At 39.2% G+C, this 17,711-nt stretch carries 15 protein-coding genes, 2 tRNA genes and 1 pseudogene; 17 read left to right on the top strand and 1 reads right to left on the bottom strand.

The genetic code is table 11. From position 1 onward, the window contains the following. The first annotated feature begins 164 nt into the window (after positions 1-164). From D8847_RS08160 to D8847_RS08210, 11 genes and pseudogenes are all read left to right on the top strand, one after another. Complete coding sequence (locus tag D8847_RS08160) at positions 165-1,742, top strand: DEAD/DEAH box helicase (protein ID WP_125841238.1); 1,578 nt, start codon at positions 165-167, stop codon at positions 1,740-1,742. A gap of 281 nt (positions 1,743-2,023) precedes the next feature. After that, on the top strand, positions 2,024-2,812 hold the full coding sequence (gene codY, locus D8847_RS08165) for a GTP-sensing pleiotropic transcriptional regulator CodY (protein ID WP_000940727.1): 789 nt from the start codon (positions 2,024-2,026) through the stop codon (positions 2,810-2,812). Further along, positions 2,812-3,387, top strand: a complete 576-nt coding sequence (locus D8847_RS08170) for a cysteine hydrolase family protein (RefSeq protein WP_061588339.1) — start codon at positions 2,812-2,814, stop codon at positions 3,385-3,387. The genes codY and D8847_RS08170 overlap by 1 nt, the downstream gene beginning before the upstream one ends. Positions 3,388-3,467: 80 nt before the next feature. Next, positions 3,468-3,553, top strand: a tRNA-Leu gene (locus D8847_RS08175). Positions 3,554-3,930: 377 nt separating this feature from the next. Then, on the top strand, positions 3,931-5,208 hold the full coding sequence (locus D8847_RS08180; protein ID WP_125841239.1) for an ABC transporter permease: 1,278 nt from the start codon (positions 3,931-3,933) through the stop codon (positions 5,206-5,208). A 127-nt stretch (positions 5,209-5,335) separates the two neighbouring features. Further along, entirely contained in the window at positions 5,336-5,983 is a 648-nt protein-coding gene (gene vex2 / locus D8847_RS08185; protein WP_000173735.1) for an ABC transporter ATP-binding subunit Vex2, read from the top strand. Between the two features lie 50 nt (positions 5,984-6,033). Next, positions 6,034-7,413, top strand: a complete 1,380-nt coding sequence (gene vex3 / locus D8847_RS08190) for an ABC transporter permease subunit Vex3 (protein WP_000903001.1) — start codon at positions 6,034-6,036, stop codon at positions 7,411-7,413. 245 nt (positions 7,414-7,658) lie between these two features. Beyond that, complete coding sequence (vncR, locus tag D8847_RS08195) at positions 7,659-8,315, top strand: response regulator transcription factor VncR (protein WP_045617489.1); 657 nt, start codon at positions 7,659-7,661, stop codon at positions 8,313-8,315. Further along, the gene (gene vncS / locus D8847_RS08200; protein ID WP_125841240.1) at positions 8,312-9,640 is read left to right on the top strand and encodes a sensor histidine kinase VncS; all 1,329 of its coding nucleotides are present in this window, start codon (positions 8,312-8,314) and stop codon (positions 9,638-9,640) included. Before vncR ends, vncS begins: the two co-directional genes overlap by 4 nt. 139 nt (positions 9,641-9,779) lie before the next feature. Then, positions 9,780-10,661, top strand: a complete 882-nt coding sequence (locus tag D8847_RS08205) for a class II fructose-bisphosphate aldolase (RefSeq protein WP_001019007.1) — start codon at positions 9,780-9,782, stop codon at positions 10,659-10,661. 263 nt (positions 10,662-10,924) lie between these two features. Further along, a pseudogene (locus D8847_RS08210) lies at positions 10,925-11,394 on the top strand (IS630 family transposase); the annotation flags it as partial. 320 nt (positions 11,395-11,714) lie between these two features. On the opposite strand, the gene D8847_RS08215 reads toward D8847_RS08210, so the two are convergent. Beyond that, on the bottom strand, positions 11,715-12,746 hold the full coding sequence (locus D8847_RS08215; protein ID WP_125841241.1) for a zinc-binding alcohol dehydrogenase family protein: 1,032 nt from the start codon (positions 12,744-12,746) through the stop codon (positions 11,715-11,717). A 128-nt stretch (positions 12,747-12,874) separates the two neighbouring features. On the opposite strand from D8847_RS08215, the gene D8847_RS08220 reads away from it, so the two are divergent. From D8847_RS08220 to D8847_RS08250, 6 genes are all read left to right on the top strand, one after another. Further along, complete coding sequence (locus D8847_RS08220) at positions 12,875-13,240, top strand: winged helix-turn-helix transcriptional regulator (protein ID WP_125841242.1); 366 nt, start codon at positions 12,875-12,877, stop codon at positions 13,238-13,240. Between the two features lie 190 nt (positions 13,241-13,430). Beyond that, positions 13,431-14,339: a hypothetical protein gene (locus D8847_RS08225; protein ID WP_125841243.1), complete on the top strand. Its 909-nt coding sequence runs from the start codon at positions 13,431-13,433 to the stop codon at positions 14,337-14,339. A gap of 530 nt (positions 14,340-14,869) precedes the next feature. Further along, the gene (locus D8847_RS08235) at positions 14,870-15,862 is read left to right on the top strand and encodes an ABC transporter ATP-binding protein (RefSeq protein WP_125841244.1); all 993 of its coding nucleotides are present in this window, start codon (positions 14,870-14,872) and stop codon (positions 15,860-15,862) included. Position 15,863: 1 nt separating this feature from the next. Next, positions 15,864-16,682 (top strand): ABC transporter permease, encoded by an 819-nt coding sequence (locus D8847_RS08240; RefSeq protein ID WP_125841245.1) that lies wholly within the window; start codon positions 15,864-15,866, stop codon positions 16,680-16,682. 1 nt (position 16,683) lies between these two features. Beyond that, positions 16,684-17,469, top strand: a complete 786-nt coding sequence (locus D8847_RS08245; protein WP_125841246.1) for an ABC transporter permease — start codon at positions 16,684-16,686, stop codon at positions 17,467-17,469. Positions 17,470-17,568: 99 nt separating this feature from the next. Continuing rightward, positions 17,569-17,641, top strand: a tRNA-Thr gene (locus tag D8847_RS08250). Positions 17,642-17,711 lie beyond the last annotated feature (70 nt).

Genomic DNA, 17,711 nt, shown 5'->3' on the forward strand with positions numbered 1-17,711 from the left:
GCTCTTGTGTTATACTAGATAGGTTGCAAAGAAACTCGTACNTTTCTTTCGTGGAAAAGAAGCAACACGGTATCTCGTTTTTTAAGAAAATACATCATGAAAAGAAAAGTATAAACTAAAGCCCTATAGGGTGGCTTCGCACCACCTTTAGAAAGAAGAATAACGTGAAATTTAATGAATTTGACTTGTCTGCTGAATTGCTAGCAGAGATTGAAAAAGCTGGATTTGTAGAAGCAAGTCCCATCCAAGAACAGACCATTCCCTTGGCTCTCGAAGGAAAAGACGTTATCGGTCAAGCTCAGACTGGTACAGGAAAAACTGCAGCCTTTGGCTTGCCAACTCTTGAAAAAATCCGTACAGAAGAAGCGACCATCCAAGCCTTGGTTATCGCTCCAACTCGTGAACTTGCTGTTCAAAGCCAAGAGGAATTGTTCCGCTTTGGCCGTAGTAAGGGGGTGAAAGTTCGCTCAGTTTACGGTGGTTCCAGCATTGAAAAACAAATCAAGGCACTTAAATCTGGTGCCCACATCGTGGTAGGAACACCAGGCCGTCTCTTGGACTTGATTAAACGCAAGGCCTTGAAATTGCACGATATTGAAACCCTCATTCTGGATGAAGCGGACGAAATGCTCAACATGGGCTTCCTTGAAGACATTGAAGCCATCATTTCCCGTGTCCCTGAAAATCGTCAAACCTTGCTCTTTTCAGCAACGATGCCAGATGCTATCAAACGTATCGGTGTTCAGTTTATGAAGGACCCTGAGCATGTCAAGATTGCTGCCAAGGAATTGACAACAGAATTGGTGGATCAGTACTATATCCGTGTCAAGGAACAAGAGAAATTTGATACCATGACACGTCTTATGGATGTGGAACAACCAGAGCTTGCTATCGTATTTGGTCGTACCAAACGCCGTGTAGATGAATTGACTCGTGGACTTAAAATTCGTGGCTTCCGTGCAGAAGGAATTCATGGTGACTTAGACCAAAATAAACGTCTTCGTGTCCTTCGTGATTTTAAAAATGGGAATCTTGATGTTCTAGTTGCGACAGACGTGGCAGCACGTGGTTTGGATATCTCAGGTGTGACCCANGTCTACAACTACGATATTCCACAAGACCCTGAAAGTTACGTTCACCGTATCGGTCGTACAGGTCGTGCTGGTAAGTCAGGTCAATCTATTACTTTCGTAGCACCAAATGAAATGGGTTACCTTCAAATCATCGAAAACTTGACTAAGAAACGCATGAAAGGCTTGAAACCAGCAACAGCAGAAGAAGCCTTCCAAGCTAAGAAACAAGTAGCGCTCAAGAAAATCGAACGAGACTTCGCAGACGAAGCCATTCGTGGGAACTTTGAAAAATTTGCTAAAGATGCTCGTAAATTGGCTGCAGAATTTAGTCCAGAAGAATTGGCTATGTATATCTTGAGTCTGACTGTCCAAGATCCAGACAGCCTTCCTGAAGTGGAGATTGCGCGTGAAAAACCACTGCCATTTAAACCATCAGGTAATGGATTCGGTGGCAAAGGTAAGGGAGGTCGTGGAGGCCGTCGTGGGGACGACCGTCGAGACCGTGATCGCCGCGGCAATGGTCGCCGTGATGACTTCAAGAAAGGCAGTCGCGGGAACGATCGTTTTGATAAAGACAGACGTTATCGTAATAAAGACAATAAAAAACCTCACAACACTTCAAGCGAAAAGAAAACCGGCTTTGTTATTCGTAACAAAGGAGACAAATAGAAAAAAGCGATTCACAGTGTGAATCGCTTTTATATATAAGGAGACCGATAGTAAAAGAAGATGGTGATAGTAAAGGATAGGTGAAACGGAAAGGGATTTATCATGTCATCTTCTTATAATATTATAATATCAAAAATAAAATAGGATGTCAATAAAAAAATCGCTTTTTTCTAAAATATTTTTGCTGTTCAAAATTGCAATTAAATAAGCAATTTTCAGATAATAATTGAAAATTCACGCTCTTTATGTTATAATGGTAGCGATTAAATGCGAGGTAAAAAATGGCACACTTATTAGAAAAAACAAGAAAAATTACTTCTATTTTGAAACGCTCAGAGGAGCAACTTCAAGATGAACTTCCTTACAATGCGATTACACGCCAGTTGGCAGATATTATTGATTGTAACGCTTGTATTGTGAATAGCAAGGGACGCCTTTTAGGCTACTTCATGCGTTATAAAACGAATACAGATCGTGTAGAGCAGTTTTTTCAAACTAAGATTTTTCCAGATGATTATATTCAAGGTGCAAACATGATCTATGATACGGAAGCCAACCTTCCTGTTGAACATGATTTGACCATTTTCCCTGTAGAGAGCCGTGCAGATTTTCCAGATGGTTTGACGACCATTGCTCCGATTCATGTATCAGGGATTCGCCTAGGTTCGTTGATCATTTGGCGCAATGATAAGAAATTTGAAGATGAAGATTTGATTCTTGTTGAGATTGCGAGCACGGTGGTAGGGATTCAACTGCTGAACTTCCAACGTGAAGAGGATGAGAAAAATATTCGCCGTCGTACTGCTGTTACCATGGCGGTTAATACCCTTTCCTATTCAGAACTTCGTGCCGTATCAGCTATTTTAGCTGAGTTGGATGGAAATGAAGGGCAGCTGACTGCATCAGTTATTGCAGATCGTATTGGCATTACGCGCTCAGTGATTGTCAATGCGCTTCGTAAATTGGAGTCGGCGGGAATTATTGAGAGTCGTTCATTAGGAATGAAGGGGACTTATCTCAAAGTTCTAATTGGTGATATTTTTGAGGAAGTGAAAAAGAGGGACTACTAATGACAAAGGCTTTAATCTCGATTGACTATACAGAGGATTTCGTAGCAGACCATGGAAAGCTAACTGCTGGAGCACCTGCTCAAGCAATATCAAAAGCCATTGATCAGGTAACCAGATTAGCTTTTGAGCGTGGGGACTATGTCTTTTTTACCATTGATGCTCATGAGGAGAAGGATACATTCCACCCAGAAAGCAAGCTTTTTCCACCGCACAACATCATCGGAACTAGTGGGCGTAACCTTTATGGCCCCCTAGCTGATTTTTATGCTGAGCATGAGGCGGATAGTCGTGTCTTTTGGATGGACAAGCGTCACTATTCAGCATTTTCAGGAACGGACTTAGATATCCGTTTGCGGGAACGTCGGGTTGATACTGTTATCTTAACAGGTGTTTTGACGGATATTTGTGTTCTTCATACGGCTATTGATGCCTATAATTTAGGTTATCAAATCGAGATTGTCAAGCCTGCAGTTGCCTCTATTTGGCCAGAAAATCATCAGTTTGCTCTTGGTCATTTTAAGAATACTCTGGGAGCCAAATTGCTAGATGAAAATCTGTCTGAAATGAAAGAATGATTCCCTTGGAAAAATGAAAAAAATCTGAAAAAAGTGTTGACAAAGATTTTGAAAGTTGATATACTAGTAAAGTAATCGACGCGGGGATGGCGGAATTGGCAGACGCGCAGGACTAAGGATCCTGTGACCGCTTTAGGTCGTGAGGGTTCAAGTCCCTCTCTCCGCATAGGGTAAGAGTTAGCTTTGGCTAGCTCTTTTTGTTTTTACAAAGAAGACTAGAGGCTACGTTTCGTATCTCGAAAAATATTGGCATCAAGAACAGTCATTGTATCAGAACATTTAAACTGAGTTTTCCATTTCATTCTATCAAGAATTTTCTCAGACACAAGTCAGAAAATGAAGAACTTAGGAAATGGAAAATGCTAAGCTGAAAGACGGTTCCAGCATTTATAAAATGGAGTATATTTTTGATTGGTAAAATGCATTCTATAGGAGAAAAGTTAGCGTTCGTTAGCTTTTTTGTTTTTTTCAAAAAAATTTTTCGATTTCATAAACATTTCATATTTGGATTTTATAATAGTCTTACAAATATGGAGGTGACAAATGAATCCAATCCAAAGAGCTTGGGCTTATGTCAGCAGAAAACGACTGAGAAGTTTTATTTTATTTCTGATTTTATTGGTCCTATTGGCCGGAATTTCAGCTTGTTTGACTCTGATGAAGTCCAACAAAACAGTAGAAAGCAATCTTTACAAATCACTCAATACTTCGTTTTCTATCAAAAAGATAGAAAATGGACAGACCTTCAAATTGTCTAATCTAGCATCCGTGAGCAAGATTAAGGGGCTGGAAAATGTCTCTCCTGAACTCGAGACGGTCGCAAAATTAAAAGACAAGGAAGCGGTGAGTGGTGAGCAGAGCGTTGAACGTGATGATTTGTCCGCTGTGGACAAGAATTTAGTGAGCTTAATGGCTCTTGAGGATTCATCCAAGGATGTCACCTTCACCAGTTCGGCTTTCAATCTAAAAGAAGGGCGACACCTTCAAAAAGGAGATTCTAAGAAAATCCTTATTCACGAAGAGTTGGCTAAGAAGAACGGTCTTTCGCTTCATGACAAGATTCGCTTGGATGCTGGTCAATCCGAAGCTGGGAAAGGGCAAACAGTTGAGTTTGAAATTGTCGGCATCTTTTCTGGTAAAAAACAAGAGAAATTCACAGGCTTGTCCTCTGACTTCAGTGAAAACCAAGTATTTACAGACTATGAAAGTAGCCAAACTCTTTTAGGAAATAGTGAACCTCAAGTCAGTGCAGCGCGCTTCTATGTAGAAAATCCTAAGGAAATGGACGGACTCATGAAGCAGGTGGAAAACTTGGCCTTGGAAAATCAAGGCTACCAAGTAGAGAAGGAAAACAAGGCCTTTGAACAAATCAAGGACTCAGTAGCAACCTTCCAAACCTTTCTCACTATCTTCCTTTATGGGATGTTGATAGCAGGAGCTGGAGCCTTAATTTTGGTCTTGTCTCTCTGGTTGAGAGAAAGGGTCTACGAAGTAGGGATTTTACTGGCACTTGGAAAAGGCAAGAGCTCAATCTTCCTACAGTTCTGTTTAGAGGTGGTGTTGGTATCTCTTGGAGCTTTGCTTCCATCCTTTATCGCTGGAAATGCCATCACATCCTATCTACTCCAAACTGTACTAGCCAGTGGAGATCAAGCAACCTTACAAGACACACTAGCCAAAGCAAGTGGTCTATCAACCAGTCTCCTATCCTTTGCAGAATCCTATGTCTTTCTGCTCCTGATTGGTTGCTTGTCTGTAGCCCTTTGTTTCCTATTCTTATTTAGAAAATCGCCGAAAGAAATTTTATCATCTATTAGTTAATACTCTTCGAAAATCAAATTCAAACCGCGTCAGCTTTATCTGCAACCTCAAAGCTGTGCTTTGAGCAACCTGCAGCTAGCTTCCTAGTTTGATCTTTGATTTTCATTGAGTATAAGAAGGAGAAATCATGACTTTATTACAATTGCAAGATGTTACCTACCGTTATAAGAACACTGCTGAGGCAGTTTTATATCAGATCAAGTATAATTTTGAACCCGGAAAGTTTTATAGTATCATTGGTGAGTCAGGAGCAGGAAAATCCACTCTCTTGTCCCTACTGGCTGGTCTAGATAGTCCTGTTGAAGGTTCTATCCTTTTCCAAGGAGAGGACATTCGGAATAAGGGATATTCCTATCATCGCATGCACCATATTTCCCTGGTCTTTCAAAATTATAACTTGATAGATTATCTTTCTCCGCTGGAAAATATCCGCTTGGTCAACAAAAAGGCCAGCAAGGATACTCTTCTTGAACTTGGTCTGGATGAAAGCCAGATCAAGCGGAATGTTCTCCAGTTATCAGGTGGGCAACAACAACGTGTTGCCATTGCTCGCAGTTTGGTCTCAGAAGCTCCAGTTATTCTAGCTGATGAGCCAACAGGAAATCTGGACCCTAAAACTGCTGGAGATATTATCGAACTGCTCAAATCACTTGCCGAGAAAACAGGTAAATGTGTGATCGTCGTCACCCACAGTAAAGAAGTGGCACAAGCGTCAGATATTACACTTGAATTGAAGGATAAGAAACTGACTGAAACTCGCAATACTACAAAATAAGATGAGCTTGTTTTGATAGAATTATGAAATCAAATCTAGAAAGGGAACCTATGTTACACAACGCATTTGCCTATGTTACAAGGAAGTTTTTCAAATCGATTGTTATCTTCCTGATTATTCTCCTCATGGCGAGCTTGAGTTTGGTCGGCTTGTCGATCAAGGGAGCTACAGCCAAGGCTTCTCAGGAGACCTTTAAAAATATCACCAATAGCTTCTCCATGCAAATCAATCGTCGCGTCAATCAAGGAACGCCACGTGGTTCTGGGAATATCAAGGGTGAGGATATCAAAAAAATCACCGAAAACAAGGCCATCGAGTCTTATGTTAAACGCATCAATGCTATCGGAGATTTGACTGGATATGACCTGATTGAAACGCCAGAAACCAAGAAAAATCTCACTGCAGACCGTGCCAAACGGTTTGGAAGCAGTTTGATGATTACAGGTGTCAATGACTCTTCCAAAGAAGATAAATTTGTCTCTGGTTCATATAAGCTAGTCGAAGGTGAGCACCTAACCAACGACGACAAAGACAAGATCCTCATGCACAAGGACTTGGCTGCTAAACACGGCTGGAAAGTTGGAGATAAGGTCAAACTGGACTCTAATATCTATGATGCAGACAATGAAAAAGGTGCCAAGGAAACAGTCGAAGTGACAATCAAGGGACTCTTTGATGGCCACAATAAGTCAGCAGTAACCTACTCACAAGAACTCTATGAAAACACAGCTATCACAGACATTCACACTGCTGCAAAACTTTATGGATACACAGAAGACACAGCTATTTATGGGGACGCAACCTTCTTTGTAACAGCAGACAAGAACTTGGATGACGTCATGAAAGAGTTGAATGGTATCAGTGGTATCAACTGGAAGAGCTACACACTTGTGAAGAGCTCCTCTAACTACCCAGCTCTTGAGCAATCTATCTCTGGTATGTACAAGATGGCCAACCTCCTCTTCTGGGGTAGCTTGAGCTTCTCAGTTCTTCTCCTTGCCCTCTTGCTTAGCCTTTGGATCAATGCTCGTCGCAAGGAAGTGGGAATTCTCCTCTCTATCGGTCTCAAGCAGGCAAGTATTTTGGGTCAATTCATCACTGAATCGATCTTGATTGCCATCCCTGCTCTCGTTTCTGCTTACTTCCTAGCTAACTACACAGCACGTGCAATCGGAAATACTGTTCTAGCTAATGTTACTTCAGGTGTTGCCAAGCAAGCCAGCAAGGCAGCTCAAGCCTCTAACCTTGGTGGTGGTGCAGAAGTAGATGGCTTTAGCAAGACCTTGTCGAACCTAGACATTTCCATTCAGACATCAGACTTTATCATCGTCTTTGTCCTTGCCTTAGTTCTAGTGGTTCTCGTTATGGCGCTTGCTTCAAGCAATCTCCTCAGAAAACAACCAAAAGAGCTCTTGCTCGATAGCGAATAACAAACTTGCTACCTATTCTCCCCTAAATGGGGTATAATATAGGTAGCATTTTTATGTATTTCATTTCCCTAATACTCAATGAAAATCAAAGAGCAAACTAGGAAACTAGCCGCAGGCTGTACTTGAGTACGGCAAGGCGACGTTGACGTGGTTTGAAGAGATTTTCGAAGAGTATAAAGCCTTTCCTTTCAGGATGAAACAGAGATGATTTAAAAGAAAATTAAAGAAATGTGAAAGGTTTTTCTATGAAAATTCTAATAGTAGAAGATGAAGAGATGATCCGTGAGGGGATCAGTGATTATTTGGCGGATTGTGGTTATGAAACCGTTGAAGCAGCAGATGGTCAGGAAGCTCTGGAAAAATTTTCCAGCTATGAAATTGCTCTAGTACTACTGGATATCCAGATGCCCAAGCTTAATGGCCTAGAAGTCCTAGCCGAGATTCGTAAAACCAGTCAGGTTCCTGTCTTGATGCTGACTGCCTTTCAGGATGAGGAATACAAGATGAGTGCCTTTGCTTCGCTAGCAGATGGCTATCTGGAAAAACCCTTCTCCCTCTCCCTCTTAAAAGTGAGGGTAGACGCGATTTTCAAGCGCTACTACGATACGGGACGAATCTTCTCCTATAAGGATACCAAGGTGGATTTTGAGAGTTACAGTGCAAGCCTAGCAGGTCAAGAAGTAGCTATCAATGCCAAAGAGTTGGAGATTTTGGACTATCTGGTAAAAAATGAAGGACGGGCCTTGACTCGATCTCAAATTATTGATGCCGTCTGGAAGGTGACAGATGAGGTCCCCTTTGACCGTGTCATTGATGTTTATATCAAGGAACTGCGGAAAAAGCTAGACTTGGATTGTATCCTCACTGTGCGCAATGTTGGTTATAAATTGGAGCGAAAATGAAACGAACAGGTCTATTTACTAAAATATTTATCTATACCTTCTCGATTTTTAGTGTTCTGGTTATTTGTCTTCATTTAGCCATTTATTTTCTCTTTCCATCAACTTATCTAAGTCATCGTCAGGAAACCATTGGCCAGAAAGCGACAGCCATTGCCCAGTCCCTTGACGGAAAGGATAGGCAGAGTATCGAGCAAGTGTTAGACTTGTATTCCCAGACCAGTGATATCAAAGGGTCTGTTAAGGGTGAGATGACTGAGGACAAGTTAGAGGTTAAGGATAATTTTCCACTAGATACAGCTCGTCAGACAACTTCACTCTTCATTGAAGAACGCGAGGTAAAAACGCAAGATGGTGGAACTATGACTCTCCAGTTTCTAGCTTCTATGGATTTGCAAAAGGAAGCAGAGCAGATTAGTCTTCAGTTTCTCCCCTATACCTTGTTGGCATCCTTTCTGATTTCCCTCTTGGTAGCCTATATCTATGCTAGGACCATTGTTGCCCCGATTTTGGAAATCAAGCGGGTGACCCGTCGGATGATGGATCTGGATGATCAAGTACGATTGCGCGTGGACTCTAAGGATGAGATTGGTGATCTTAAGGAACAAATCAATAGCCTCTACCAGCATCTTTTGACAGTCATTGCGGACTTGCATGACAAGAATGAAGCTATTCTCCAGCTGGAGAAGATGAAGGTTGAGTTCCTACGAGGGGCCTCTCATGAGCTGAAAACCCCTCTGGCTAGTCTCAAAATCCTAATCGAAAATATGAAAGAAAATATCGGTCGTTACAAGAATAGAGACCACTATCTGGGAGTAGCCTTGGGGATTGTGGACGACCTCAGTCACCACGTTCTCCAAATACTTTCTCTCTCTTCTGTGCAGGAAATTCGAGAGGAGAAAGAAGAGGTTGACCTCCTTCAGATGACGCAAAGTCTGGTCAAGGATTATGCCTTGCTCGCTAAGGAGAGAGAACTTCATGTAGACATTAGCCTAACCCATCAGCAGGCTTACATAAATCCATCTGTCATGAAACTAATCCTATCGAATCTCATCAGTAATGCCATCAAGCACTCCACTCCAGGTGGCCTGGTCCGCATTGGCGATAGAGAAGGAGAACTCTTTATCGAGAATAACTGTAGTTCTGAAGAACAAGAAAAACTGGCCCAGTCTTTTTCTGACAATGCTAGTCGTAAGGCCAAGGGTTCGGGAATGGGGATCTTTGTGGTCAAAAGTTTATTAGAACATNAGAAATTGCCTTATCGTTTTGAAAGGCAGGATGATCGCTTGACTTTCTTTATACGCTTTCCTAGAGTTAGCCAAGATTAAAAAAGAAAGGGTTTACATTAATCGGATTAGAAGAAATTCAATCTAAAGCATGGGAAAAACTAGCTTTTTTTATCAAAAAGTGATAAAATGAACAATGTAAATGGGTTGACCCATAAAAATATACAGGAGGCCTGATAAAATGGCAATCGTTTCAGCAGAAAAATTTGTCCAAGCAGCTCGTGACAACGGTTATGCAGTTGGTGGATTTAACACAAACAACCTTGAGTGGACTCAAGCTATCTTGCGCGCAGCAGAAGCTAAAAAAGCTCCAGTTTTGATCCAAACTTCTATGGGTGCTGCGAAATACATGGGTGGTTACAAAGTATGTAAACTTCTCATCGAAAACCTTGTAGAATCAATGGGAATTACTGTACCAGTTGCTATTCACCTTGACCATGGTCATTATGAAGATGCACTTGAATGTATCCGAGTTGGTTATACTTCAGTTATGTTTGACGGTTCACACCTTCCAGTTGAAGAAAACCTTGAAAAAGCTCGTAAAGTTGTAGAATTTGCTCATGCAAACGGCGTATCAGTAGAAGCTGAAGTTGGTACTATCGGTGGTGAAGAAGACGGAATCATTGGTGATGGCGAATTGGCTCCAATTGAAGATGCTAAAGCAATGGTTGCAACTGGTATTGACTTCTTGGCAGCTGGTATCGGTAACATCCACGGTCCTTACCCAGCAAACTGGAAAGGTCTTCACCTTGATCACTTGCAAAAATTGACAGAAGCAGTTCCAGGCTTCCCAATCGTATTGCATGGTGGTTCAGGTATTCCTGATGACCAAATCCAAGCAGCTATCAAACTTGGTGTTGCGAAAGTTAACGTTAATACTGAATGCCAAATCGCATTTGCTAACGCAACTCGTAAATTTGTTGCTGAATACGAAGCAAACGAAGCAGAATACGATAAGAAGAAACTCTTTGACCCACGTAAATTCTTGAAACCAGGTTTCGAAGCAATTACAGAAGCTGTTGAAGAACGTATCGACGTATTCGGTTCAGAAGGTAAAGCATAATCTAGCTGAACAATACATACAGAACCTGCCCATTGGGTGGGTTTTTGTGTTTTCTTTTATAGAGAATATACTTAAGACTACTATATCCAAAGTTGCTAAATTAATGTAATTATTCTAAGACTACCCTTGGCGAACGAATATAATAACTTTACGCCTGTTTTCAAAGGAAATCACTGTCTTTCCCAAAGTAAATTGGAACATCTAATTTTTTAGGAATGCTGAGTAGCTAAATGAATGATAGAACTTTCAAAAAAATTAATAGTTTAAAGCGCTTAGCACCTGTTTATATTGATGAAACGGGATTCGATACTTATTTTTGTCGAGAATACGGTCGCTCATTATAAGGTCAGTTAATAGGAGGTAAAGTATCTGGAAGAAGATATCAGAGGATTTCTTTGGTTGCAGGTCTAACAAATAGTGAGTTAATCGCTCCAATGACTTACGAAGAGACGATGACGAGCGACTTTTTTGAAGCTTGGTTTCAGAAGTTTCTCCTACCAATATTAAATACACCATTAGTTATTATTATGGATAATGCAAGATTCCATAGAATGGGTAAGCTAGAGCTCTTATGAAGAGTTTGGGCATAAACCTTTACCACTTCCTCCCTACTCACCTGAGTACAATCTTATTGAGAAAACATGGGCTCGTATCAAATAGCACCCCAAAAAGGTATTACCAAGTTGTAATACCTTTTTTCTAGGCTCTTTTGTCTTGTTCTTGTTTCAATTGACGGTAGTATTCACCATCTAAAGAATTACTTGATTGGTTAGAACAAGCAATTAATAAAATTGGAGATAGAGGCACTAAAAATAATGTAGCAAATTCTTACATTTGCTTACTTCATTTCTATTATATCAAAGCAATTTTACAAGTTTAAGACAGGTAGTGCTGACAATCATTTTACTTTTTCAGGGAATATCCCTTTCTATGAAATAAAAGCCTAATCTGTTCTTGGAAAATTCACAGACCTATTGCTTTACTATGCTATCTTTAATTACACGAGACTCATTATACCTATTTATTCTTTCTCCATTAATTAATTCTAATTTTTTACTCTTTTGAATTGCTGATAACAATTTTTCCTATGGTTCGACCGGTTTCTAGAAGCCTGTGAGCCTCTTTAATGTTTATTGAATTCATTGGAGATAATCTTTTTGTAACCGTCGTTTTTAGCTCTCCATTATCAATCATATCTGCAATTTGATTAAGAATATAATGTTGACTAATCAAATCTTCTGTTTGCCACATTGATTTTGCAAACATAAANTCCCATGAAAAACTAACTGCTTTAGACTGTAGTGCAGACAAATTGACTTTTTCTTTAGTTTCGTCAATAGAACAGATTTTTCCTTGAGGTTTAATAGCTTTTACCATAAAATCCCAATGCTTTTCAGTATTATTTAAACAGAAAATGTAATCAACTGTTGAGAATCCAATTTCATTAAGCTCTTTATCCATATCTTCAAAATGATTAATTACAAATTCAGCTCCATGCTCCAAAACCCACTTTTTACTTTCATCTCTGGAAGCAGTTCCAATAACAGTTAACCCTACATTATGAGCTAACTGACAAGCTATTGATCCTACTCCACCACTTGCTCCGATGATTAATATACTCTTAGCATAATTTTTGCTTTTATCAAATGGGATTTTTAATTTTTCAAATAAACCCTCATATNCTGTTAAGGAAGTTAAGGGTAAGGCCGCAGAATCTTCAAAAGATAAAGTATTTGGTTTTTTCCCAACAATACGCTCATCTACAAGTTGATATTCAGCATAGGACCCCGATTTTGTTAAATCTCCCGCATAGAATACCTCATCGCCAACAGAAAACAACTCGCAATCATCCCCTACCTCTGAGACAATTCCGGAAGCATCCCATCCTAAGATTCTCGGGGATTCTTCGACTTTACTTTTTGGAGATCTAACTTTATAATCTACTGGATTTACTGAAATCGCTTTAACCTCAACAAGTAAGTTCTTTCCTTTAGCAAAAGGTTTATCTAACTCAACGTCTTCAAAACTTCTCTTATCATCAATAGGTAAATATCTGTATAATCCGACCCCTTTCATAGTTGCCATAGTTCAATTTCCTTTCCTTATTTTATTTGGTATAATGTTAATTATAGGCAAATACTGCAAAATAACAATATTGAAGTTTTTGTAACTAGTGATATTTTAGTAACTTAAGATAGAAAGATGGGTAGATTATGGTAAGAAAAATTTATGATTGTGCTAATGGATGTCCAGTAGAAACCACTCTCCAAGTAATTTCTGGCAAATGGAAATGCGTAATATTATTTCACTTATTAAATAATAAAATTTGTCGATTTGGCGAATTAGAAAAATTAATGCCCGGTTGTTCTAGAAGGATGTTAGCGTTGCAACTTAAAGAATTGGAGTTGGACAAAATTATTCATAAAGATATTTACTCTATCATGCCTCCGATAACAGAGTATACACTAACTGAACTTGGGAGAACTTTAGAACCAGTAGTAGTTGAAATGAATAGATGGGGAAATAAATATAATCAAATTTTATTTAAAAATGGTAACGAGCTTCCTGTTGATAAATAAATTTCTCATATTAAATTATAAATAATTAAGTATGATATATCTTTTGTCTATCCATAGATAAAGTATTATTAGATATCAAGCCAATAAACTTGTCAAAAGGAGTCTGAGTTAGTAAGAAAAAATAAGCACATCCTTCTGCAATTTTATGGTATTAGAGTGTTACTATATCCCATTTTAGAGAGGTCGAATTATGGCAATTGCTCCTTTTAAAAATTACGATTATGAATTAGTTTTATCTGATTTAATTGCAGATATATATTATTCAACTATCAGTATGGGAGGTAGGATAATATTACTCAGAAAATTGACAGAGTTATTAGCTCGCAAATTTTTGGATTTGGGAGCAGGAGAACCCATGAATCTGGGAGATATAACTACTCATGAAAAAAATGAAAAGTTTAAAGTAACAGAAAGGTATAAAAAGGTAGATAAACGACTAGTCAAGGATTTTGAAAAAACTATAGATAGGTTAAGAAAATTAGGCAATAAATACACTCATACAGCAAATATATCGGATGCTAATGTAGATGAATTGAGTATAACCGAAGACTCCATTTGGGATTTATTTTCTTATTTATTTGTACAATATTTTTTGAAATATGGTCTGAATTTAAAAACAGACAAAAATATCTTGACATTGTTCTCTGTTTTACCTCCTGAAATTAGATATCGAACTTTGAAAAAAATAATTGATATCATAGGGTATGATAATATTCAACTTCTAGACAAGTTTCTTTTGTCTATCGTTAAGGCTAGAGGGATTGATGAAGCTAGATTTTGGCTATATAATAATAGTAAATTTCTTCAAGATGTAATTTATCCTTCAGAATCTGAAATTATCGAATATGAGGAGAATTTTTCTCAGAATGTTTTACCTCTTAAGCTAAGAAATCATTCTAATTGTTATAGTCTATTAGTATCTGTTCTGAATAACACTGATGTCCAATTGTCATCACATGGTTTTTATAGAGATTTCGAAGAAGCTGTAGTCGAATATAGAAAGCATGATTTAGATCTTTATTTATCTAGCACTGAAGAACAAAAGGTATTTAAAGATCTTATAAAATTCTGTTTTATAGGAAGAGTTCCAGTTTGTTAGTAGGATTCATATTCACTGCAGAAAAAGCTTATTCAATATTCTCCAAATTTCTGCTGTCTATACTAGGTTTTATGGCAAATTCAACCTAAGATTTTGCCCCTATTTTGCCACACTTTTTTAAGAACTAAAGGGAATAATGAAGCATATTTCTAATACAGTATGGGTAGAAAAATACCTGAATATAGCTCTTTTTATTGTATGAGGAAGTATAGTAAATAAATGATTTATGTTCAGAAGGTAAAGCATAATCTAGCTGAACAATATAAACAGAACCTGCCCATTGGGCAGGTTTTTTTGTGTTTTAAGGAAACTATTAAACCAGAATTTTTGATTAAAACTATTATTTTAAGAGTGAAATCTCTAATTTCATAATCTTCAGGCAAACGCTTGCATTCTATTTTTTATTGGGCTATAATGGGTTGGTATAAAGCCTTTTGTAGTAATAAAATGTAGAAGTTGTAGAAAGTAAGGATTTAGATATTTGTAGTTAAAAATACAATATTGCTATTCCTTGCTATAGGGAGAGATTTATGGCAATGATAGAAGTGGAACATCTTCAGAAAAATTTTGTGAAGACAGTAAAGGAACCAGGTTTGAAGGGTGCTTTGCGCTCCTTTATTCATCCTGAGAAGCAGACCTTTGAAGCGGTTAAAGATTTGACCTTCGAGGTACCCAAGGGCCAAATTTTAGGCTTTATCGGAGCTAATGGTGCTGGGAAGTCGACAACCATTAAGATGCTGACAGGAATTTTGAAACCGACATCGGGCTATTGTCGAATCAATGGCAAGATTCCTCAGGACAATCGTCAGGATTATGTCAAGGATATTGGGGTGGTCTTTGGGCAACGCACCCAGTTATGGTGGGATCTGGCGCTGCAAGAAACCTACACGGTCTTGAAAGAGATTTACGATGTGCCAGACTCGCTCTTTCATAAACGCATGGATTTTTTGAATGAAGTCTTGGATTTGAAGGACTTTATCAAAGACCCAGTGCGGACTCTTTCACTAGGTCAACGGATGCGGGCGGACATTGCGGCTTCCTTGCTCCACAATCCCAAGGTTCTCTTTTTAGATGAGCCGACCATTGGTTTAGACGTTTCGGTCAAGGATAATATTCGTCGGGCCATTACCCAGATCAATCAGGAGGAAGAGACCACTATTCTCTTGACCACTCACGACCTGAGCGATATTGAGCAACTTTGTGATCGGATTTTTATGATTGACAAGGGGCAAGAGATTTTTGATGAAACGGTTAGCCAGCTCAAGGAAACATTTGGCAAGATGAAGACTCTTTCCTTTGAATTGGTGCCAGGGCAAAGTCATCTCTTTTCTGACTATGAAGGATTGCCTGATATGACCATTGATAGACAAGGGAATAGTCTCAACATTGAATTCGATAGTTCACGCTACCAGACAGCTGACATTATCAAGCAAACCCTGTCTGATTTTGAAATCCGCGATTTGAAGATGGTGGATACAGATATCGAGGATATTATCCGTCGCTTCTATCGAAAGGAGCTCTAAGATGGTCAAATTGTGGAGACGTTATAAACCCTTTATCAATGCAGGGATTCAGGAGTTGATCACCTATCGAGTCAACTTTATTCTCTATCGGATTGGCGATGTCATGGGGGCTTTTGTGGCTTTTTATCTCTGGAAGGCTGTCTTTGATTCTTCGCAAGAGTCTTTGATTCAGGGCTTTAGTATGGCAGATATCACCCTCTACATCATTATGAGTTTTGTGACCAATCTTCTGACTAGGTCAGATTCGTCCTTTATGATTGGGGAGGAGGTCAAGGATGGTTCCATTATCATGCGCTTGTTGAGACCAGTGCATTTTGCGGCTTCTTACCTCTTTACCGAGCTTGGGTCCAAGTGGTTGATTTTTGTCAGTGTCGGACTTCCTTTCTTGAGTGTGATTGTCTTGATGAAAATCTTATCTGGGCAAGGGATGGTAGAAGTGCTGGGATTACCTGTCCTTTATCTTTTTAGCTTAACTCTGGCTTATCTGATTAACTTTTTCTTTAATATCTGCTTTGGATTTTCAGCCTTTGTATTTAAAAATTTATGGGGCTCTAATCTACTCAAGACTTCCATAGTGGCCTTTATGTCTGGAAGTTTGATTCCCTTGGCTTTCTTTCCAAAGATTGTTTCAGCTATTCTCTCCTTCTTGCCTTTCTCATCTTTGATCTACACTCCAGTCATGATCATTGTTGGGAAATACGATGCCAGTCAGATTCTTCAGGCACTCTTGCTACAGTTTTTCTGGCTCTTAGTGATGATGGGCTTGTCTCAGCTGATTTGGAAACGAGTCCAGTCATTCATCACCATTCAGGGAGGTTAGTATGAAAAAATATCAACGCATGCATCTGATTTTTATCAGACAATACATCAAGCAAATCATGGAATACAAGGTCGATTTTGTGGTGGGCGTGTTAGGAGTTTTTCTGACTCAAGGCCTGAACCTCTTGTTTCTCAATGTCATCTTTCAACACATTCCATCCCTAGAAGGCTGGACCTTCCAAGAGATTGCCTTTATCTATGGATTTTCCTTAATTCCCAAGGGATTGGATCATCTCTTTTTTGATAATCTCTGGGCACTGGGACAACGCTTAGTCCGAAAGGGAGAGTTTGATAAGTATCTGACTCGTCCTATCAATCCTCTCTTTCACATCCTAGTCGAGACCTTTCAGATTGATGCCCTGGGCGAACTATTGGTCGGTGGCATTTTACTAGGGACAACAGTATCAAGCATTGCTTGGACTCTTCCAAAATTCCTGATTTTTCTAGTCTGCATTCCTTTTGCGACCTTGATCTATACTTCCTTGAAAATCGCGACAGCCAGTATCGCCTTTTGGACCAAGCAGTCAGGAGCCATGATTTACATTTTTTATATGTTTAATGACTTTGCCAAGTATCCGATTTCCATTTACAATTCGGTCCTTCGTTGGTTAATTAGCTTTATTGTACCTTTCGCCTTTACGGCCTATTATCCTGCCAGCTATTTCTTGCAGGATAAGGATGTCTTCTTTAATATCGGTGGTTTGATTCTAATTTCCCTTGTCTTTTTTGTCATTTCTTTGAAACTATGGGATAGGGGCTTAGACGCCTACGAAAGTGCGGGTTCGTAAAAGGAAGAAACTCAAAGCCTTGTCTCAGGACAGGCTTTTCTAATGGTGATGAAAATTTCTTGACATCTATTTTCAGAGTGCTATACTAAAAGGGTAACAGCCGATTTAGCTCAGTTGGTAGAGCAACGCACTCGTAACGCGTAGGTCACAGGTTCGATCCCTGCAATCGGCAGAATCAAGAAGCCCATTAGGGCTTCTTTTTTGTAAACACAGAAAAGGTGAAATATTTGAGATGTCTTCTG

This window comes from Streptococcus mitis (assembly GCF_003942795.1).
GTDB classification, from domain to species: domain Bacteria; phylum Bacillota; class Bacilli; order Lactobacillales; family Streptococcaceae; genus Streptococcus; species Streptococcus mitis_BJ.